General features: G+C 42.3%; 19 protein-coding genes. All 19 read right to left on the bottom strand.

Annotation, left to right across the window (positions count from 1 at the left end):
* Positions 1-49 precede the first annotated feature (49 nt).
* Entirely contained in the window at positions 50-469 is a 420-nt protein-coding gene (locus RGE70_RS09285) for a BLUF domain-containing protein (protein ID WP_310471179.1), read from the bottom strand.
* A gap of 856 nt (positions 470-1,325) precedes the next feature.
* A complete protein-coding gene (locus tag RGE70_RS09280) occupies positions 1,326-2,498 on the bottom strand; it encodes a vWA domain-containing protein (RefSeq protein WP_310471178.1) in 1,173 nt (390 codons plus the stop codon).
* Positions 2,499-2,505: 7 nt separating this feature from the next.
* Positions 2,506-3,339, bottom strand: a complete 834-nt coding sequence (locus RGE70_RS09275; protein ID WP_310471177.1) for an AAA family ATPase — start codon at positions 3,337-3,339, stop codon at positions 2,506-2,508.
* 140 nt (positions 3,340-3,479) lie between these two features.
* Positions 3,480-4,280: a DUF1295 domain-containing protein gene (locus RGE70_RS09270; RefSeq protein WP_310471176.1), complete on the bottom strand. Its 801-nt coding sequence runs from the start codon at positions 4,278-4,280 to the stop codon at positions 3,480-3,482.
* A gap of 19 nt (positions 4,281-4,299) precedes the next feature.
* Positions 4,300-6,402: a molybdopterin-dependent oxidoreductase gene (locus tag RGE70_RS09265; RefSeq protein ID WP_310471175.1), complete on the bottom strand. Its 2,103-nt coding sequence runs from the start codon at positions 6,400-6,402 to the stop codon at positions 4,300-4,302.
* A 174-nt stretch (positions 6,403-6,576) separates the two neighbouring features.
* Positions 6,577-7,314, bottom strand: a complete 738-nt coding sequence (locus tag RGE70_RS09260) for a hypothetical protein (RefSeq protein WP_375087919.1) — start codon at positions 7,312-7,314, stop codon at positions 6,577-6,579.
* A 155-nt stretch (positions 7,315-7,469) separates the two neighbouring features.
* Positions 7,470-8,468, bottom strand: coding sequence for an NADP-dependent oxidoreductase (locus RGE70_RS09255; protein WP_310471173.1), 999 nt, complete (start codon positions 8,466-8,468; stop codon positions 7,470-7,472).
* A 17-nt stretch (positions 8,469-8,485) separates the two neighbouring features.
* Complete coding sequence (locus RGE70_RS09250; RefSeq protein ID WP_310471172.1) at positions 8,486-9,538, bottom strand: patatin-like phospholipase family protein; 1,053 nt, start codon at positions 9,536-9,538, stop codon at positions 8,486-8,488.
* 52 nt (positions 9,539-9,590) lie between these two features.
* Entirely contained in the window at positions 9,591-11,246 is a 1,656-nt protein-coding gene (locus RGE70_RS09245; RefSeq protein ID WP_310471171.1) for an AMP-binding protein, read from the bottom strand.
* Positions 11,247-11,279: 33 nt separating this feature from the next.
* Positions 11,280-12,461 (bottom strand): acetyl-CoA C-acyltransferase, encoded by a 1,182-nt coding sequence (locus RGE70_RS09240; protein ID WP_310471170.1) that lies wholly within the window; start codon positions 12,459-12,461, stop codon positions 11,280-11,282.
* A gap of 57 nt (positions 12,462-12,518) precedes the next feature.
* The gene (locus RGE70_RS09235; protein WP_310471169.1) at positions 12,519-13,442 is read right to left on the bottom strand and encodes an SDR family NAD(P)-dependent oxidoreductase; all 924 of its coding nucleotides are present in this window, start codon (positions 13,440-13,442) and stop codon (positions 12,519-12,521) included.
* Between the two features lie 59 nt (positions 13,443-13,501).
* A complete protein-coding gene (locus RGE70_RS09230) occupies positions 13,502-13,963 on the bottom strand; it encodes a MaoC family dehydratase (protein WP_310471168.1) in 462 nt (153 codons plus the stop codon).
* Positions 13,964-14,385: 422 nt separating this feature from the next.
* Entirely contained in the window at positions 14,386-16,191 is a 1,806-nt protein-coding gene (locus RGE70_RS09225; protein WP_310471167.1) for an acyl-CoA dehydrogenase, read from the bottom strand.
* A 42-nt stretch (positions 16,192-16,233) separates the two neighbouring features.
* Positions 16,234-16,995: an SDR family NAD(P)-dependent oxidoreductase gene (locus tag RGE70_RS09220; protein WP_310471166.1), complete on the bottom strand. Its 762-nt coding sequence runs from the start codon at positions 16,993-16,995 to the stop codon at positions 16,234-16,236.
* Between the two features lie 69 nt (positions 16,996-17,064).
* Entirely contained in the window at positions 17,065-18,102 is a 1,038-nt protein-coding gene (locus RGE70_RS09215; RefSeq protein ID WP_310471165.1) for a phosphotransferase family protein, read from the bottom strand.
* 80 nt (positions 18,103-18,182) lie between these two features.
* Positions 18,183-19,394, bottom strand: a complete 1,212-nt coding sequence (locus RGE70_RS09210; protein ID WP_310471164.1) for an acyl-CoA dehydrogenase family protein — start codon at positions 19,392-19,394, stop codon at positions 18,183-18,185.
* A gap of 25 nt (positions 19,395-19,419) precedes the next feature.
* Positions 19,420-20,532 carry an NADH:flavin oxidoreductase gene (locus RGE70_RS09205; RefSeq protein WP_310471163.1) on the bottom strand — a complete coding sequence of 371 codons (1,113 nt, stop codon included), beginning with the start codon at positions 20,530-20,532 and terminating at the stop codon, positions 19,420-19,422.
* A 77-nt stretch (positions 20,533-20,609) separates the two neighbouring features.
* Complete coding sequence (locus RGE70_RS09200) at positions 20,610-21,380, bottom strand: SDR family oxidoreductase (protein ID WP_310471162.1); 771 nt, start codon at positions 21,378-21,380, stop codon at positions 20,610-20,612.
* A gap of 52 nt (positions 21,381-21,432) precedes the next feature.
* Positions 21,433-22,167 carry a histidine phosphatase family protein gene (locus RGE70_RS09195; protein WP_310471161.1) on the bottom strand — a complete coding sequence of 245 codons (735 nt, stop codon included), beginning with the start codon at positions 22,165-22,167 and terminating at the stop codon, positions 21,433-21,435.
* Between the last annotated feature and the right edge of the window lie 196 nt (positions 22,168-22,363).

Here is a 22,363-nt window from a genome sequence, read left to right as displayed (position 1 = left end):
TTAACAGCGACTCAAGTGTGGTAAATACTAAAATTGAACTTTGATGAGTTTAAAAAATATCTCTGAGCGAAATAAATGTTTTTTTGCCTCGGTTAGGACTGTCTTTCATCATGCTGATCGGCGATATATTTTTGTCGAAGCCTTCATAGCCTTCGGTGATCGTTTGGATCATATTTTTATCTAATGCTTTAAACGCCATTGACCACTCCGAAAAAGCTCTGTTTTTAATATCACCTTGGTAGAACACCTCAACACTGGTATGACGATCGTCCTCAAAAATGGTTTGAAACAATGCTTGTACTTCCTTTTTATCACCTTCTAAAATCTGCATGATTTCTCTGTCGTGATAAACCATCATTCCAGTGACTCCAAATTGTAGATTTTTTGCGCGAGCTTTTTCTAAAATATCCTTTAGATCAGAATCAGATAACCCCTTAGGGGAAACACTTGTATAAAGCAATTCAAACATAATCAGTAAACCTATAGTTTGGCTACAACTAACCTAACGTCTCGTTGTTGATTGCTCCTTGATAACATCTAAGCTATCTACGGTATATTGCACAACGGCAGTTAAAATTAGGCGTAATACATGAATCTATCTGCAGGTAACCCATGCAGAGCTGTAAGTTAGATACTTCCAGCTAACCGATTAAACGCCCTTTTTCATTACTACGAGTGTTGTTTCAATAAATCGGATGACAACTTTAATCTGGAAAAATCAGTTTGGTGTCATTGTTGAAATGTGCCAAAACGAAGTCGATTTCCGTATCTTCGATTAGATCTATAGACTTTATTTGATGATTCTTCAACTTTTGCAGGTCGCAATCAGTTTGCGGCTGCTTTATAGCTCAATAAGCAGCCATTATTCATTAATAACAATTTATCAATCCTAATATTGGTAGCTTTGAGCAAGTTAATAGTCGCCTAGCAGACCCAATAATAACTGCCAATACCGCTTTACTAAGGGGGCTTTTTGAAAACTTATATTACCACCAGCAGTGATGCATTAGTTATAGTTCAAGTACGCGGTGTTGCTCATTTTACCAGTAGCAAGTTGCGCTATATTTTTTGGCAACTATGTTGCCATTACAAAGATGCACCACTAAGGTGATGTTCACAATGCATCAAGAGTATAGACGCGGTATTACAAGAGCCTTCATCGATGATAATCCACTCTTATTTACCCGCTTGCCCCTGTGTCATACCAGTTGTCACCAACAAATACATATTTAGAACTAAAGTTATATTCGGGTGAATTTTAAAATGACAGTCACGGTATATAAAAACAGTATTATGCGTTTATGTTGACACTCAACTTAGCACGACTAACTGAGTTCTTTAATGGCTCTGCCAATGCCGTCAACGGTTAATGGAAACATGTTATTGTTGACAAGTTTCTGGATAAGCTCAATAGACTGGTGATAGCTCCAATGTGCTTCAGGTTGTGGGTTTAACCAAGCCACTTTATTAAAGTGTGACAGCAACCGATTCATATATTCAATTCCAGGCTTATCATTCCAATGCTCGACACTGCCGCCTCGCGCAATGATCTCGTAAGGTCCCATAGTAGCGTCTCCTACAAAAATGACCTTATAGTCTGCACTAAATGTTCTAATCACCTCTTCCAGATCGATAGTTTCTTGATAACGGCGATGATTATCTTGCCAAACTTTTTCGTATAGGCAGTTATGGAAGTAAAAAAACTTTAAATGCTTAAACTCACTATGTGCCGCTGAAAACAACTCTTCACAGGTATGGATATATTCATCCATAGAACCACCAATATCAAAAAACATCAGCACTTTAACAGCGTTGTGTCGTTCAGGTTCCATGTGCACATCGAGCAAACCACCATTTTGTGCGGTAGAGCGAATGGTAGTATTAATATCCAATTTTTCGCTGGCACCGGTGCGGGCAAATTTACGCAGCTTTTTTAAAGCAAGCTTAATATTGCGGGTGCCAAGTTCACGGTCTTGACTGAAATTTTTAAACTCTCTTTTATCCCACACTTTTACCGCGCTGTTGTTACGGTTTTTGTCTTGCCCAATTCGGATCCCTTCAGGGTTATAACCATAAGCACCGAAGGGAGACGTGCCCCCCGTGCCGATCCATTTATTGCCGCCAGCATGACGTTTTTCTTGTTCCTCGAGGCGTTTTTTTAACGTCTTCATTAGTTGTTCTAGGCCACCTAGTGACTTTAATTGGTCTTTTTCTTGTTGCGATAGCTGCTTTTCAAATTCTTTTCTTAACCACTCTTCAGGCAATACTTTGTCAAACACATCAATATTTTGGATCCCATTAAAGTATTCAGCAAAGGCATTGTCGTATTTATCGTAATGGATCTCATCTTTAACCATTACAATTTTTGCAAGGTTATAAAACTCTTCTACATTAGCAAAAACAACGCCTTGTTTAAGCAATGCAATTAAGTCTAGTAACTCGCGCAGGCTACACGGTACTTTATGTTTTTTAAGGGTAAGGAAAAAGTCAATAAACACTGTTAGGTCACCCGTTACGTCTGCTCATAAATGATAGCTTTTCAAGTAGAGTCACATCTTGCTCATTTTTTAGAAGTGCGCCAAACAAAGGAATAATGTCTGTGTCTTTATTCAGTAGGATATCTTGAGCAATATCATCTGCGATCAGCAGCTTGAGCCAGTCGATTAGTTCAGAAGTTGACGGCTTCTTCTTAATGCCATTGACATCACGCAGTTCAAAGAACACTTCTAGAGATTGCTTTAATAGGTTTTGTTTTACATTTGGGTGATGCACATCGATGATTTTTGCCATTTCGGCCTTGGTTGGAAATTTTATGTAGTGAAAAAAACAACGCCTTAAAAAGGCATCTGGCAGCTCTTTTTCATTATTAGAAGTAATAATGATAATAGGACGATGTTTAGCTTTTACAACTTGCTGAGTTTCATAAACGAAGAACTCCATTTTATCGAGTTCTTGCAGCAAATCATTAGGGAACTCAATGTCGGCTTTGTCTATTTCATCAATCAGTAAAATGGGACGTTGCTCTTCTTCGAATGCTTGCCACAATTTTCCTTTTACAATGTAGTTACCAATATCGTGTACACGTTCGTCACCTAGCTGACTGTCACGTAAACGAGATACTGCATCATACTCATACAGGCCTTGCTGTGCCTTGGTCGTTGACTTGATGTGCCATTGGTACAACTTGCAGTTGAGCGATGCAGCTAACTCTTCGGCTAATTGAGTTTTACCCGTTCCCGGTTCACCTTTGATCAAAAGCGGTTTCTCAAGTGCGATTGCGGCGTTTACAGCCATAGTCAGGTCATCGGATGCAATGTAGTTATTGGTGCTTTTAAACATGAAAAATCCTTTTTATTGTTCTAATTATCTATTTCTTATAGGGCCTGGCAAAAAACGGTTTGTGGTCTGTTGATAAGTTTTGTATTCGGGCCTTTTGTTTACCGAGTAGAACTCTGACGGCACCGCGCCCGTGTAATACACTACGTGGTATACATCAATCGAGACGTTAACAAAATACTAACACCTAGCAATAGCCATAGTACAAAAGATTCTTGCTGATACAAAGTTATCCATGACGGAATCGCGGCAATAACCAGCCCATTCCACACCATCCACTCTGCGAAATAATTGGGGTGACGGCTGTAACGCCAAAGACCTACATTACAGACCTTATTTTTCAGATTTAACCGCTGCATTTCACGTAGAAAAGTGACTTTTTGAACATCTGCTATGGTCTCCATTGCAAAGGCACCAAACCAAATGACAATGCCGATAATTTCAAAAATTGAAATACTACTCGCAGTGTTAGTTGCAATAATAAAGGCAGGTAGCGCCAAAAATGATGCATTTGCTAGACCTTGTATAATTGCTTCTACTTGCATAGCGAGCGCGGTATTGGTTTTCCCTGCTTTTTGCCATCGTCGTTGTTGGTAGGTATATCGTGGTAGTTCAGTGTCTAAATGACCACAGCGCCACATATTCAGCGCGCTGAGTCCCATTCTGCTACCAGCAAAGATATAGGCAATACTGACAACGGCGACCCTAATACTGTTACCTTCAGCAAAATACCAAGTTAATAAGCCAACCAAGGTTAAGCCCCAAGGCCAGCCAATATCCACATATGACATTCGGCCTGTGCGCCATGTGGGAATGCAAACTACAAAGGTAAATAACACAAGTTGTAGCAACCCATTGAACAAGCCTATTTGGCTGAGAGAATCGGTTAACATAATGACCAACCAGCCGACAATAAATAGCATTAATGGTGTGAAATATTTCATTAGTGAGTTAATCCTTAGCTTAAGCCACACTAATTGCAACTGGAATACCATTCAACACTGCGTTGCCGGTTAACGTATCGACTTTATTGGCATCGGTTAAGTCGTTCATACTAACGCCCGGCTGCTTAGCCGCAGTTGTCATGCGTGTACCCTTTTGATTGTGACCCCACCCTTGTGGCATACACACTACACCTTGCGAGATATCGTCGGTGACTACTGCTTCAATTATTATTTCACCCACGCGAGAGCTCACCTTTACCATTTGTCCCTTGCTGATCCCAAGTGTTGCAGCGTCTTGTGGATGTAACTCTAAGGTACAGGGGTTTTTGCCTTTGACTAGACGTGTAGAATTTTGCGTCCAGGTATTATGGCTCTTCACCAAACGGCGACCTATTAACTCAAAGGGATAACGTGGATCGGTAATGGGGCTATCCATAATCGCATTTAAACGAGGTAAGTCGTCAACATACAGCTGTGGTAATAAATTAATCATGCCTTCAGCGGTTTTTATTCGCTCATCAAGACAAGGCTTTAAGGGGCCAAGATCAATGCCATGTGGGTTATCGATCAGTTTTTGTAAACTCATGCCCTGAGCCCCATAAGGGCCGCTTTTGAGTTCCATATCAAGGATCATTTCAGGTGTATACGTCTCAACAACAGTGTTGGTCATGCGTGCTGAAATTTCCTGTAATATCTGCCAGTCACTTCGCTGTTCTGCTTGTTTTTCAAATAAGGCAGCGGAGTATTTGACCGTATTACGTACCGAGAATGAATTAAAAAAGATATCAAAATGCGAATTTTCGACACCTGTAGTACCAGGCAATATAATATTAGCGTATTGGGTGGTTTCATTAAGATAGATGTCTACTGAAACCATATAGTCTAATGATTTAAATGCCTGAGCTAGCTTATTACCACTGGGAGCTGACAACACGGGGTTACCAGCAATAGTGATGAGACTTTTGATTTGCCCCTCACCTTCAGTTTGGATCTCTTCTGCAAGGGTTGATACTGGGAATTCACCATTAAAAAACGGTAATTTTCGAACGCGAGATTGGCGTTGCCCAAATGATGTTTTATGACCCCGAGTGTGATTACGCAGTAAGTCAAACGCGGGTTGTGGAAACATTGCACCACCAGCGCGGTCAAAGTTACCGGTAATGATATTTAGCACATTGGTCAACCATAAACATAAACCACCAAAAGTTTGGGTAGACGCGCCCATACGGCTATAACACACGGCAGAATCTGCGGCCATCATCTCATCAGCTAAAGTGGTTATGCTGTCAGCACTAATACCGACAAAATCAGCTACAACTTTGGCACTATATTGCTTAGCAATTAGTGCAAGTTCATCAAGGCCTTCCACCTTGGTAGCTAAATGCCGTAAATTGACCTTATTAGTCGTAAACACGCGGTTAATTAGGGCAAACAGCAGTAAAGCATCTTTTTCTGGCCGAATGTATAGATGTTGATCTGCAATTTTTGCAGTACGGCTGCGGCGTGGGTCAACTACTACAACTTTGCCTCCACGTTGTTGAATCGCTTTAATACGACCAATAACATTAGGGGCAGTCATCATACTGCCATTTGAAACCACGGGGTTGCCACCAATGATGAGCATAAAATCAGTGCGATCAATATCAGGCACAGGGATCAGCATGCCGGCACCAAACATAAAATTAGACGCAACATGATGCGGCAATTGATCGGCAGAAGCAGAGCTGTAACGGTTGACAGTACCAAGTGATTTAGTAAAAGGTTTTAATAAAATGGAGTTTCCCAAGCTATGCGCGTTGGGGTTACCTAAATAGACCGCTAGTGAATTGTTACCATGTTGCTGCTGTATGCTTTTAAATTTCTCGGTGATTTCCTCAAAGGCCTCGTCCCACGAGATGTCTTCCCAACCTGTATCAGTACGCCTTATTGGCGTTTTTAAGCGGTCTTTATCGGTATAAAAATCTGCTAGTGCCATAGCTTTTGGGCAATGATAACCTTTGCTAAAAGGGTCCTGTTGATCGCCTTTAATAGAGATAATATTGTTATCTTGGTATTTTATTTCTAAGCCGCACATGGCTTCGCAAATATTACAATTTCGATAATGGGTGTTAATTTCGCTCATTATATTTACCTCAAGTGGTAAGCAAATAAACAGTACCGCTGTTGCTGTTTAAAACACGAACTTGTTGACGATGACTACTGCTATAGAGCTTTACCGAGTAAATAGCTATCACCACTAAATATGACTACACAGTCATGGGAGTGGTGATAGTTATTGCTGGTATCGCCGCAATAGTTAAAATAGTTCTTCAAACCATTTTTTAGTAAGTCCAATGGTGACCATGGTTTTTAGTTTTAACAGTGCAGTCCAATCACCTGATTGAGGAACCGGTTCACCACAACGAGGGTCGGAGCGTTGCAGTGCACCAGTTATACTGTGATCAATAGGAATTGGTTCGCAACCATGCCCTGACTCGCACACAAAGTCCCAGGGTTCGCGTGCAGGTAAATGACAAGCAAAGCAATTGCCATCAAAACGATTGTTAACATCAACAAAGCCACGCTTGGCGATAGTTGAACCACTTTCGTTTACAGCTAATTCAAAAAACTCCCAGTCACCAGTAATTGGTGATGTTCCAGCTTCACGCTTTACCATGACTTCTGATGGAACTAGTTGCACTACCGAACCTGCAGGGTATTTAGCTCCTTTGGGGTTATTTGCAGCAGCTAACGTACCATCTATATTTCCGAGTAGGTTATCAACGTAAAAGTGCCTCACTGGAGTCATGTCTCGAATACAAGTAAAGCTATTTTCATTGACAACCACAGCAGTAGTGGTTTTAATCGATGCCTCAACAGCCTCAACAGCCTCAACAGCCTCAACAGCCTCAACAGCCTCAACAGCCTCAGAAATTGATTCAGTAACCACCTCCGTCGGAGTTAACGCAATGGTCTTGTCAGCATTGACCGAAAAAGCACACAGGCAAGACAATGCAACTATCGGTACCATTTTGTTAATTAATATATTGCTCATGATAATGTCCATTTTTAATTTTAAATATGTTAGCCACTGCAGGGCTAACGTATTGTCCTTGACCTTACAAATTAATAGGCGAGTTATCAATAATTTGTAGTTACTGCTGGTTTAAACTTATCTTTTACTTAGGTCTTAAATGACTCAATAAAGCCCTAAATTTTGACAATTAACTTCCCCTTATTTTCACCCGTAAAAAATAAGTTTAAGCCGGTGATTGCCGACTCTAGGCCATCTAACACATGGGCGCGATGCTTAATCTGACCTTTCATTACATAGGGTGTTAACTTAGCCAATAACGCTGGCACGTCACCAAAATGATCTGGCATAGTAAAGCCCTGCACGGTTAAGCGCTTTTTAATGATAGGGATCCAGTTAGGAGCTAAGTCAGGCGTAGCTTTTGGGTAATCAGCAATTAAACCACAAACTGCAATGCGGCCATGGGCATTCATTCGGGCAAATACATGGTGCTGAATTGGGCCGCCAGTGTTTTCAAAATAAACATCGATTCCCTGCGGGGTCATTTTTTCTAACTGATCTGCGATATCATCTGATTTATAATTAATTGCGCCATCAAAACCTAACTCATTAACAATCCAATCAGCTTTTTCTTCACTGCCGACAATGCCTATTACTGTCAGTCCATCTGCTTTTGCCAACTGGCCTACAATTGAGCCAACAGATCCTGCAGCGCCTGATACCACTATGGTTTCACCTTTTTGTGGTTTTCCTATGCTATATAGCCCCTGCGTAGCAGTTAGCCCTGGTAAGGCAAATACCGACAAAATGGCTTCATCAGGTAATGGCGCTGTCACTTTATTTAACCCTTTACCATTACTTAAAAAGTACTCTTGCCAACCCATCATCCCCATCACACGATCGCCGACGTTAAAGTCAGGGTGGTTACTCGCTACAATTTCACCTATCCCTGAGCTGCGCATCACTGAACCAAGATCAACGGGCGGTATGTAACTTTCAGTATCTGGGCTCATCCAACCAAACATGGCAGGATCGAGTGACATATGGTTTTGCTTAACTAAAAACTCGCCTTGTGCTACTTCTGGTATGTTTTTAGTCACAACTTCAAACAGCTCATGGCCAATTGGGCCACCATGTGGTCGGGCGATTAAATTAATAGCTTTAAAGGTGCTCATGATTATTCTCTTATAAGTTAGGTAACTAATTGGCTGATGTTTTTTATACTGCTGATATTTTGTTGCTGGTTAAATGTTCTAAACGCGTCAGCTAGTTGTTCACTGTCTGCAAAGACTTGTTGCCAGTATCGCAACCGTTGCAGGGGCTGCAATTGAGTAAAGTCACTACGGTCTGGAATTTTTTGATATGGAAGAGAATTGATAAATTGTTGCGACGGGCAAATTAATACCGTTTTGTCATAGTGTTTGGCTTTAACCTTTCTCGATAATTTTTTGTCGAACCAACCCGCTTTTAAAGCTGAACTGAAATGCGGGTACAGGGTTAACCCGTCGAGTTCGATATCAAAATGGTAATCAATTATCCCACCATCTCGGAACATACCGCTCTGAGAGCCGGCAATGTCTTTTATCCCTTGCATCACCAGTGGTATGGCACCTGAGGCTAATAATGCCTCTTTGATGTTGGCTTCAGTTAAGGTTGTACGTGTAGTGTCTATTTGGTCAGGATCATGTAGTTGTAACTGACTAGAATGATGCTGAAAAATGTGCCGTTGGTATTGGTTCTTAAGCAAGCCACGGTCAACACTATTACGTAAAAAGCTCATTAATAACCCTAAACTTAACAGCAATTGGTTTTCAGAGGCAACTAAACCATGACATTTAGCCACAATGAAGTGAGCTCTAAATATGGGGTTATTAATAATTTCGTTTGCGCCATTTTTGTCAAACAAAAAATTGAGTAAAGCGCGTGCTTTTGTGGTTATTTCATGGGTATTTACCTTGTCAGTGTAAATAGTTTCGCTGTAGTTTTTAGCGAGTCTTTCAATGGCAGATACTGGGTCTTTTTGCGCAAAACAAGCCATTCTAAAGGCTCCGGCACTGGAACCGACCAAGTTTAACGGCTGTTGGCGTTGTTTAAAGAATTCACCAAACATATATTTATCTAGCCCATATAAAACAAACCATTTGGGCCCACCACTGGCGCCCAAAAAGTTGTTAAATATAGCTTGATTAAACCCTTTTTCTTTTATGATTTTTAATGCAGTATCACCTGCGTAAATGTCTAACATATTGTATTGTTAACATCCTAACTATCTGTAATGATCGTGATAGGCTCATGCGTTACCTAAGCTGTTTACGCAATACTTTACCAACATTAGATTTTGGCAATTCGTCGATAAACTCTATAATTTTTGGGCGCTTATAATTGGTCAGTAATTCAGCGCAATGATTTATCACATCTAGCTCGTTCAAATCAGGATCGGTACGTACAACATACACCTTAACGGTCTCGCCAGTGGTTTCACTTGGTGCGGCAACGGCAGCGGCCTCTAAAATCCCCTCGTGTGACACCAACACTTCTTCGATCTCATTTGGGAACACGTTAAAACCAGAGACAATAATCATGTCTTTTTTACGGTCAACAATGGTAAAAAAGCCATTTTCATCCATCGTTGCGATATCCCCAGTGGCAAGCCAACCGTCGACAAGTACTTCATTGGTTGCATCTTGACGATTATGATAACCCTTCATAACTTGTGGGCCTTTTACCCACATTTCCCCCGGTTCGCCAAAACCAACTTCTTCGCCGTCAGCGCCGAGTAGCTTAATGTCGGTCGATGAGGCAGGAATACCAATGCTGCCGTTGTAGCTTTCTTGGTTATACGGGCTCATTGTGACCAAGGGAGAGCATTCTGTTAAGCCATAACCTTCAAGCAATTTACTGCCGGTCACTTTTTCCCACAGCTCAGCCACCGGGCGCTGTACTGACATACCACCGCCAAATCCAAGTTTTAAAGTACTAAAATCAATTTTATCGAACCCTGGAGTATGTAATAGCGCATTGAATAAGGTGTTGACGCCGGTAATCACAGTAAAGGGGTATTTAGCTAATTCTTTGACAAAACCGTCCATATCCCGAGGGTTAGTGATCAACAAGTTAGTTCCACCAAAAGGGATAAAGCATAAACAGTTAGAAGTTAACGCATACACATGGTAGAGCGGTAACGCAGTAACCATGATCTCTTTGCCTATTTCGTATACATTGCGGGTCACGGCGTTAGATTGTTCTAAATTGGCCACCATATTGCGATGAGTTAGCATGGCACCTTTTGACGGTCCAGTGGTGCCGCCTGTATATTGCAAAAATGCCAGGTCACTGCCGATAACGTCAACCGGAGTCAATGTCAGCTTACTGCCTTTTAGCATGGCACTGTTAAATTTTACAGCATTGGGTAAGTCGTAGGCTGGCACTTGTTTTTTAACGTATTTGAGTACGCCATTAACAAGGCTTCCTTTAAGCATACCTAAGCGGTCGCCTACCCCTGTGGTAACAACATGTTGTACTTCAGTGTCATTAATGACTTTTTCAAGTACATGGGCAAAGTTTTCGAGAATTAGAATTCCCTTTGTACCTGAGTCTTTAAGCTGATGTTGTAGCTCGCGAGAGGTATATAGCGGGTTAACGTTAACAACGGTTAAGCCGGCAATGAGAGCCCCAAACAATGCAATTGGATATTGCAGCGTATTGGGGATCATAATGGCAAACTTGTCGCCTTTAACCAGACCAAGATCTTGTTGTAAGTACGCGGCAAAATCAGTTGCTTGTTGTGCCAACTCTTGGTAGCTGAGGCTAGCGTCCATATTAATAAACGCGGTGTTATCTTTAAATTGCTTAGAATATTTAAAAAACAACTCAACTAATGAACGATATTTATCAGGATTGATTTCAAACTCAACCCCTGGTGGATAACTCTTTTCAAGCCAAATTTTTTCCAAAATGCTTTCCTCTTTTATTATTATGATGAAAACTTAAAGTACTTCGAATAGGCCTGCTGCACCTTGGCCACCACCAATACACATACTAATCACGACAAATTTAACACCGCGACGCTTTCCCTCTAATAACGCATGCATAACCATTCGCGCACCACTCATGCCATAAGGGTGACCTATTGATATAGCGCCACCATTAACGTTTAGTTTTTCTTCAGGGATCCCTAACTTTTGGGCACAGTAAAGTACTTGTACGGCAAAGGCTTCATTAATTTCCCAAAGACCAATATCGTCCATGGTTAGTCCATTACGTTCGAGTAGTTTAGGAATAGCATAAATAGGGCCAATACCCATTTCATCTGGCTCACAACCGGTAACCGCAAGGCCACGATACACACCTAATGGGGTTAAACCGCGTTGGGTTGCTAACTCACGTTCCATAACAACGACAGCTGCTGCACCATCGGATAATTGCGAGGCATTACCACCGGTAATGGTGCCATTGTCTTTAACCACTTTTAGCCCAGCGAGGCCGTCTAGATTAGTTGATGGTCGGTTACCTTCGTCTTTAGCTAAGGTAACGTCAGTTTTACTCACCTCGCCAGTGGCTTTGTCCATGACCAATTTGGTACAGCTAACCGGTACGATTTCATCATCAAACTTTCCAGCCAGTTGCGCTGCAGCCGTTCGCTGCTGTGATTTTAATGCGTAGGCATCCTGCACTTCACGGGAGACTTGGTAGCGCGAAGCAACCACTTCGGCGGTATCTAACATTGGCATATATATCGCTGGTCGATAAGCTTTAACGCTTGGGTCAACGGCGCGGTGCATATTCATGTTATCGTTTTGTACCAAACTGATAGAGTCACAGCCGCCAGCTACAATCACATTGGCGCCATCACAAACAATATGATTGGCCGCAGTGGCAATTGACATCAATCCAGACGAGCATTGGCGGTCAATTGTCATGCCAGGTACTGAAACCGGAAGCTTGGCAGCCATTGCCACTTGACGGCCAAAATTCATTCCTTGGTTACCTTGAGTTAATGCGGCGCCAAAAATACAATCATCAATCTCGCTAGGATCAATGCCTGCTCGCTCTACTGCAGCGCTAACAGCAAACGCTGCCAGTGTTGGGGCTGATAAATCATTAAATGCACCACGGTAGGCTTTACCTATTGGCGTACGAGCAACAGATACAATAACGGCTTCTCTCATGACAATTCCTGTATTTTTAGTTGTTATAAGGCTGATTTAGGTTCAGTGCGGTTAAAACTACTGTTGTTGCTGCGCTTTCATAAAGGCCATTGCCTTCATAACAAACTTCTCGCCCTGCTTAGCTCCCGACAGCAAAGAGGCTTGACCATCTAATGCTGTTAATTCGTCCCAATTAGCGCGAACGGTTTCTGGATTTTGCGCGGTTTGAGGAATAAAGCAGCCTTCGGTTTCAAACATGCTGGCACTAGAGTAACCACCGGCTCCTGCGCACAAAATAAACCGATTTGGTGCGTTGTCGTCACATAAAGTGAGCATTCCGGCGGTAACGGCTTCGGGTGCAAATGCCTTAATGATCTCTTCTGGCATTAAATCTTCGGTCATTCGGGTACCAGCCGTTGGCGCTAACGCATTTACAAGAATGTTATTTTTGGCGCCTTCAAGCACTAAGGTATTCATCAAACCTAAAACCGCCATTTTTGCTGCACCATAGTTTGATTGACCAAAGTTTCCGTACATGCCACTTGATGAGGTGGTCATCACAATGCGACCATAGTTTTGGGCACGCATAATGTCCCAGACGGCTTTAGTGCAGTTAACGCTGCCCATCACATGGACGTCCATCACTAATTTAAAGTCATCAAGCGACATTTTAGTAAATGACTTGTCCCGTAAAATGCCGGCGTTATTAATCAAGATATCAACCCGGCCCCAACGATCCATGGTTTGACGAACCATATCTTCTACTTGGGCAAAATCAGCCACATTAGCCCCATGGCTCATGGCTTCGCCGCCCATTGCTTCAATTAGGTGTACGACTTCTTGTGAAGCTGCACTTGACGCACCACTGCCATCACGGGCGCCGCCTAAATCATTAACCACAACTTTGGCACCACGGCGGGCTAATTCCAACGCATGAGACCGCCCTAAACCATTTCCTGCACCGGTGACTATCGCAACTTTACCTTCAAAACTGATTGTCATAATCTCGCCTAAATACCTTATTGATTAACTGTTATCATTGTTTTTAATGAACAAATTGTTTACTTCACCATTTGTACTGAGATCCACTCAGCCACTAGTGCGGGAGTATCAACGCCGTCGATTTCAATCGTCACTTCGGTAGATAACCTAAATTGGCCGGGCTTTTTTTCTTCAATTGATAATATTTTTGCATGGGCTCTTATGCGACTATCAACGGTAACGGGCTGTAAAAAACGCACTTTGTCGAAACCGGCATTAAGCCCCATGTAAAAACCATCAATCAGCACGCTGAACTGCTCGGCAAAATGAGACAGCATCGACAATGACAAAAACCCATGGGCGATGGTGCTTCCAAAAGGAGTCGCTTTGGCCTTTTCTACGTCAACGTGAATAAATTGGTGATCAAGCGTACAGTCAGCAAATTGGTTGATCTGTTGTTGTTTGACTTCAAACCAATCCGTTGGCTGCGCTTGGTGGCCAATAAATTGGTTGATATTTTGTCGATTGATAACTGTTGGCATTAGTTGCTTCCCTTTGCAGATTCACATTACCACTTGTAAATGAATTGTAAACAAGCAGTAATGCTAATGGTGAGGGCTTAATTAAACAAATGAATAGTTTTAATACCTCGCTATTAACTGAGTGAATAGTTAATAGAGGCTTACCTGCTAGGAAAAGTTTTAAATTTGGTCACGGCAATGGCCGTTTGAGTAGGTATTAAGGTTACGTTGAAAGAGCTACTTTACTGCCAATAAAAAAACACTACCGATGACTCGATAGTGTTTTATTTTGGTATATATCAATAAATAGCTGACAATCTCGCGTTTAGTTTTAGCTAATCCAGTTAAACATAAGTAACTTATGGTTCAACGCCTTACAGTTAGGGCAATTACAACCTAGCACTAGAAATGCATCAACTATTACAGGTCATAACACAATCCCCCTAAAACCAGTCTACTTGCATGTCATAACTGGTGCTATCAGCACTGGTCAATGTTTGCTCCCACAATGCTATTTTAGGTAATTCAGACCGGTAAAAATACTGCAAAGCCTGCAGCTTACCTTTGTAAAAATTGACATCATCAGTGTGAGGCTGCCTTGCAAGTCCCTCTGTTGCTGCCATTGCTTGTTTGAGCCATAGCCAAGCAATAATGATATGACCAAACATTTCTAAATACTTTACTGAGTTTGCCAATGCTAAATCGATATTGGTGGTCGACATTAATGTTAACACCGCTTTAGTTGTACGCTTTAAGGTGTTTACGGCAGTTGTAAGTTCGGTGGCAAACCCTTGCAGGTTGGCCATTTGATTAGCTAACTCAATGGTTTTTTCCATTTCACTGAGTGTGGCTAAATAGCCTTTCATGTTATTCATGGGTACTTTTCGTGTCATTAAGTCTAATGACTGGATCCCGGTGGTGCCTTCATGAATGGGGTTGAGTCGATTATCACGATAGAACATCTCAACAGGATGTTCATTTATATAACCATGACCTCCCATCACTTGAATCGCATAAGAGTTGGCTTTAGGGCCATATTCCGATGGCCAAGTTTTGATAATAGGGGTTAAAAAATCGAGTAATGTGTGCGCATATTCGCGCTGCTCAGCTGTGGGAGCCGTTTTTTCATCATCACTTAATTGCGTACCGTAAAACACTAATGCCATTGCGCCTTCTGCATAGGCTTTTTGCGCTAATAACATCCGGCGAACATCTGCATGTTCAATAATATTAACCATCGGTGACAGTGGATCTTTACAAGAAGGTAAACGACCTTGTGGACGATTTTTAGCGTAGTCGAGTGAGTAATGGTAGCCGGCTAATGCCAATACTGCGCCGCTAGTACCGACCATGATTCGAGCTTCATTCATCATATGAAACATATATTTAAGGCCTTGATTTTCAGCGCCGACTAAATAGCCAATAGAGCCCTCTTTTTCACCAAAACTCAATGCAGTTGATGTTTGCGCACGACCGCCCATTTTGTGGAATAAGCCAGCTAGCGCCACTTCGTTGTCAGCGCCAATGGAGCCATCATCATTAACCAGAAATTTAGGCACTACAAACAGTGAAATACCTTTCACCCCTTTAGGCGCACCTTGAAGACGGGCAAGCACTAAATGAACAATATTGTCACTTAAGTCATGATCACCACCAGAGATGAAAATTTTATTTCCCGATATACGATAAGTACCATCAGCCTGCTTTATTGCTTTGGTGTTTAGATCTCCTAACCCAGAACCGCTGCCAGGTTCGGTCATGGCCATGGTACCCATAAACCGCCCTTCTCGCATTGGCTTAACCCATTTATCAATGAGCTCTTTTGTGCCATGGGCTTCTAACAAGTTGGCATTAGCTGTTGTAAGCATGTTGTAGCCCATACCTACGCCACCAGCAATCGACAGGTAAGTACCTGCGGCACTGGCGATAATCGGTGGTAATTGCATGCCACCTAATTCGTAGTCAGCAGTTGCAGCGCCAATTCCAGATCCGTTAACTGCGTCTATAGCTGGTTTAAGTTCTGGAATTAAATGTACTTTCTCCCCATCAAATGTTGGTTGGTCGGTATCTAACTTTTGACGGATAGGCAAAAAATGTTTTTCTGCTATGACTTTCGCCGTACTAATGACCTCGTTAAATGTCATACGGTCATGATCTTGATAGCGTGCTCGTTTGAGCAACTGCTCGCTTTTAAATAGTTCATAAAGCATGAAATCAAGGTCACGCTCATTTATCATTGCTGCAGCCATACGGTTCTCTTTTCTTTTTAAATTAAATGCCTATCAGCCGTGTTAAGCTGCTGAAACGCCGCCATCAATGGCTATGCATTGCCCTGTCATATAGGTGTTTAACGGTGACAGCATCATTAGCATCATCGCCACTATTTCTTTGGGTTCACCAAGACGTTTCATTGGTGCACTTAAGCCCATTTTTCCTTGTTTTTCTTCATCGGCAAAATTGGTCACCATTGCTGTTAACGTAAAAAATGGGCAGATGGCGTTGATACGAATATTATGGCGACCGTACTCCACAGCCCCCGTTTTAGTCAGTCCGATAACCGCATGTTTAGCCATGGAATAGGCACTACCTCGCGGCGCACCACCAATACCAGCCATGGAGCTAACATTCAAAATAGCGCCTTCTCCTTGCTGTAGCATTTGCTCGATTTGATGACGCATACCAAACTGCACACCCTTAACATTGACGGCAAACTGACTGTCCATAACTGATTCTTCAATATTGTGTAAAGGCATAAACTCATGGGCTAAACCGGCATTATTAACTCCAATATCGACCCGACCAAAGGACTCGACTGCCACATCTACCATGGCTTTACATTGCTCATTTTTAGAGACATCACATTTCATCGCGATCACTTCAGCGCCAGTTGATGCGATTTGGTCTGCAACATTGAGCACTCCAGCTTCATTAATATCACTGATCACCAATTTTGCACCGCGCTTAGCCAGCTCTTGTGCTAATAATTGGCCAAAACCTTGTGCCGCGCCCGTAATAACAGCAACTTTGCCGGTAAAATCTAATAAGGGATCCATGTAAAAACTCCTGTAAATAAAATGGGTAAATTGATTTAACTTTTATGTTCGAACGCTTTATGTTTGCTGTTAATGGTGTTCAGTCGCAATAATGTCGAGCGCCATTTGAGCCAAAGGCTCAACAAAGGCGCCAAGATCTTTGGCATTAGCATTAGAGGCATTACCTTGTGCAGCTCTTTTTGCTACCCCTTGTACAATGGCCGCCAATCTAAAGAAGCTAAAAGTTAGGTAAAAAGTCCAATGCTCTATCGTATCGATATGCATACGTTGGCAGTATTTTGCTACGTACTCTTTTTCTGTTGGGATCCCTAAACTACGGCGGTCTATTCCTTTTAAGCCGTCAATGCTGCCTAAGCCTTGTGGCATTCTTAACCCCATACACTGGTAAGCTAGATCAGCAAATGGATGCCCTAGGGTTGACAGCTCCCAATCTAAAACTGCCACTATCTGTGATTGCTCTTTGCTAAAGATCATGTTGTCTAACCGGTAATCTCCATGCACCAAACATACTCGGCCATCATCGTCAGGTAAGTTTGCTTGCAACCAGAAGCTCAGCTCGTCCATTGCTGCAATATGTTGTGTTTCAGATGCCTGATATTGCGCAACCCAGCGGCCAAGTTGCCGCTCGAAATAGTTTCCGGCTTGACCATAATCTTTTAGCCCCACCGCCTCAATATCCACACTATGCAGTGCAACTAACGCTTTGTTCATTGAATCGTAAATGGCGCTACGTTTCTCATTGCTACTGACTTCTGTTAGCGCGGCATTCCAATAGATGTCGCCATCACAAAACTCCATGATGTAAAACATAGAGCCGATAATGCTAGTGTCTTCACAGAGGTGATAAACCTTGGCAACGGGCACATCGCTACCTTTTAATGCTTCTAAGACTCTATATTCACGGTCAACTGCATGGGCTGACTTTAAAAGTTTGCCTTGTGGTTGTCTGCGTAATACGTATGTGCCCGACTGAGCTACGACTTTATATGTTGGGTTAGACTGACCACCAATAAATTTTTCTAAGGTCATTGGCCCTATAAAACCTTTAATATGTTGCTCTAGATAATCAGCTAAAGCATAAACATCAATGGGTAAGTCTTTTGACATTGGCTGGTACTCATAGTGATAATTGACTAAACGGTTAGCTTGTTGGCTCACCGCCCTGACGGCATAATTGCAAACAGAACTTAATCTGCTTTTTGTTTTACTAAATCACGCCCAAGTTGCATCATATGCACTTGGTCAGGTCCGTCAGCTAGACGCAAGGTTCTTTGTCCAGCCCACGCATGTGCCAAAAATGTATCTTGGCTAACGCCAACAGCGCCGTGACATTGAATGGCACGGTCAATGACATCAAGCGACATGTTCGGAGCCACGATTTTTATCATTGCAATTAGGTCTTTAGCAGCTTTATTGCCTTCCATATCCATTTTTTGTGCCGCTTTTAACGTCATCAAACGGGCCTGTTCGATTTGGCAAGCCGATATGGCGATATCCTCACGCACTGATTGTTGTTTTATCATTGGACGACCAAATACAATGCGCTCGTTGACGCGTTTGCACATTAGGTCTAAAGCGCGCTGGGCGACACCAATTGAGCGCATACAGTGATGAATACGACCAGGGCCAAGACGACCTTGAGCAATTTCAAAACCTTTGCCTTCGGCAACGATGATGTTATCAATGGGAACGCGAACGTTGTCAAAAGTCACTTCTGCATGTCCTTCTGGTGCGTCGTTATAGCCAAAGACCTGCATTGGTCGAACAACCGTAACACCTGGAGTTTTCATAGGGACTAACACTTGTGATTGCTGCACATAGCGGTTGGTGTTGCCGGGATCTGTTTTACCCATAACAATCATGACTTCGCATTGTTTGCGGCACGCACCACTGATGTAAAACTTACGGCCGTTAATGACATATTCGCTGCCATCGCGCTCAATGCGTAGCTCAATGTTGGTGGCGTCGCTAGAGGCTACCTCAGGTTCTGTCATTGCAAATGCTGAGCGAATTTTGCCTTCCAGTAATGGCTCTAACCATTGCTTCTTTTGCGCTTCGTTACCGTATTTTGCCAATACTTCCATATTGCCAGTATCGGGGGCTGCACAGTTAAACACCTCTGGCGCCCACATAACTTTACCCATGATTTCGGCTAGCGGCGCATATTCTAAATTTGTTAAACCTGCGCTGTACTTCCCGTAGGCAACCGGTAGAAACAAGTTCCATAATCCCGCAGCCTTGGCCTTAGCTTTGAGCTCTTCCATTAACGCAGGAGTAGACCATTGCTCTTTGGCAACCAGATCATGCATCTCTTGCTCAACAGGATAAATATGAGCATCCATAAAGTCAGACACTTGCTTCATTAGCTTTTGTACTTTGTCGCTATACTCAAAATTCATGGTTATATCCTTATCATTGGGCTAATTAACTTAACGACATTAATGATTTTTTAGTAAAAGGTTTTATCTGTTCAAGTGCATTAACACCGATTTTATTAACCCAATCAGGATCAACTAATAACGCACGTCCAATGGCGACGAGATCGAACTCATCATTACCTAAACGCTCAAGTAACTCATCAATCCCTGTCGGGTTTGAAGTACCGGATAAATCTTTATTGCCCTCGCCGATAAAGTCAGCGTCTAAGCCCACGTTACCCACGGTGATCACGGGTTTGTTAGTCAGCTTTTTAGTCCAACCAGCAAGGTTTAAGTCTGAACCTTCAAATTCACTAACCCAAAAACGTCGCGTACTGGCATGGAACACGTCGACACCCGCATCACTGAGTAAGCCTAAAAAGGTGGCGAGTTCGGCAGGAGTTTGACAAAGCTTGGCTGTGTAATCTTGTTGTTTCCACTGAGAAAATCTAAAGATAATAGTGAAGTCTGCACCGACTTTCGCTCTAATTGCTTCTACAATTTCAACGCCAAAACGAGTGCGTTTTTCAAGAGAACCACCGTATTTATCATCGCGCTGGTTTGTTCCTTCCCAAAAGAATTGGTCAACCAGGTATCCGTGTGCGCCGTGCACTTCAATAGCATCGAAACCGATATTCTTGGCATCGAGTGCTGCTTGGGCAAATGATTCAACCACCTCATTAATGTCATCTTGGGTCATGGCGACACCATTTTCTGCACCAGGCTTGAATAACCCTGAAGGGCTATAAGCAGGCACGTCTTTGTTGGGTCCAATACCCACTTTACGAACCGAGCCAACATGCCATAACTGCGGCGCAATTTGACCACCAGCAGCGTGTACTTCTTCAACCACATGTTTCCAACCCGCTAGTGCTTCTGCACCGTATATCGCAGGAACATTTTCGTAACCGTTTGCACCTTTATGTGAGATAAAAGTACCTTCAGTAATGATTAATCCAACATTACCTTCAGCGCGGCGACGGTAATATGCAGCCACCTCTTTTGATGGAACATAATTTGGCGAAAACGCACGTGTCATTGGTGCCATTACCGTTTTGTTTTTTAGAGATAATGACTTAACGGCAAACGGTTTAAATAATTTTTCTATATTAGTGCTCATGGCTTAATCTCAATTTGTTTGTGGAACAACAATGCTTGCGCAACTATCTGCGGCAACTTTAACCGTTACCTATTTACCTAACCGATGAGGTAACCACCATCAACATTGATAGATGTACCAGTGGTGTAACTTGCTGCATCAGAGACCAAATACAGCACTGTTCCGGCCATTTCATCAGGTTGTGCAACCCGTTTCATTGGTACGTGTGCCATTGCCAGCTCTAAAATTTTGGGGTTGTTTACCAATGTAGATGCAAATTTAGTATCTGTGGCACCAGGTAATAATGCGTTAACACGAATATTGAATTGAGCGCACTCTTTGGCAAACGCTTTTGTCATAGAAATAACAGCGGCTTTGGTTATTGAATAGATCCCTTGGAAATCACCAGGAGTCACACCATTAATAGAGGAAACATTGACAATTGAGCCGCCATTATTGTGTTTCATTAATTTGGCACCCAGCGTTGACATAAAAAAGTAGCCACGAATATTTACATCTACCGTTTTTTCAAATGCTCTAAGATCGGTTTCTAAAATATGACCAAAGTAAGGGTTGGCGGCGGCATTGTTGACCAAAATGTCTAACTTGCCATGTTGCTGTTCAATCTTGGCAAAGATTGATTCAATTTGTTCCATTTCTCCTATATGGCAAGCAATAGCCTCTGCACTGCCGCCATTGGTCAGTATGTCGTCTACGACAGCTTGGCAACCCTCAATTTTGCGACTTGATACAATGACGTGAGCACCATGTTGTGCAAGTAGCTTAGCGATCCCCTCACCAATACCACGGCTAGCACCGGTTACCAATGCGATTTTTCCTGACAAATCAAATAGATTGCTATTATTCATAATGCATCCTGCGTTAGTAATATATTGTTGGTTGTTATATCTTCATTGGTGACTATCTAAATGTGACCCAGCCATCACCAGCTTGTTCTAAATGACTGTAGTTATTTAAGTAATCAATGCTTAATTTGTTTTCTGAGAAAAGCAGCTTTGTGACACTGGTATTTCGGGTTTGTTGGTTGATGTCTATTGCTTGCTGATCACTCAATTTTAAGATGTGCTGTACGATGACCGAAATCGTGCCACCAGAGGTAAATACCAAAATATCTTTTGCTTGTTTTTGGGCTTTTGTATTTCCGTTAAACTGGCGCTTTAGTGCTAACTCTTGTTCAATAATATTGTGTAATGCACGAATGCAGCGTTCTTTAAACTGAGTCCAAGTTTCTTTATAGTCAGAGTCATTACTGCTTGATAACCAACGATTTAATGCCTGTGAAAATTCTTTTTGAAACGTTTTATTGGCATCGCTTTGATTGGTTATTGCAGCGCTCATTTTGGCAAAGTTTTGCCAGTCTGAATTGTAGTTTTGAAGAATATCGACATGGTCGAATTCATTGAACCCTGAGTGGATAACAGTTGGAGTTTCGTTAGCGTTATATCCGGTTTTAAAGCTGGCTAACGTTTGCCCATGTCGTAGCAAATCACCGCAATAGAACTTGCTAGGGACGGCTCTAGACCGCCAATATTCACCCAATCGTTGCGCTTGCAGGCTCCCTTTGTCTGATAGTTGGTCGTATTCAGCACTGCCAAAGGAAGCTTGTCCATGACGTATTAAATATATTGCGGCCATATTATTGTTCTACCTTATTAAAGCTGTGCGATACCAATGCTAAAGTCAGCAAGTGAAGGCTTGAATTGGTTTGGCATAATGAATTAAATAGATATATCGCCACATTGATCCCTTTATTCATATTATCTAGCACGCTGCGAATGTTAACCAAATGTACTTGACTATGTTAATTCTAGGCTCTAAATTAAACAAATGA

It is taken from the genome of Shewanella youngdeokensis, from assembly GCF_033180165.1.
In the GTDB taxonomy this organism is placed as follows: Bacteria; Pseudomonadota; Gammaproteobacteria; order Enterobacterales; family Shewanellaceae; genus Shewanella; species Shewanella youngdeokensis.
The sequence above is the reverse complement of the archived record's forward strand: the minus strand, read 5'-3'. Positions and strand labels throughout refer to the sequence as shown.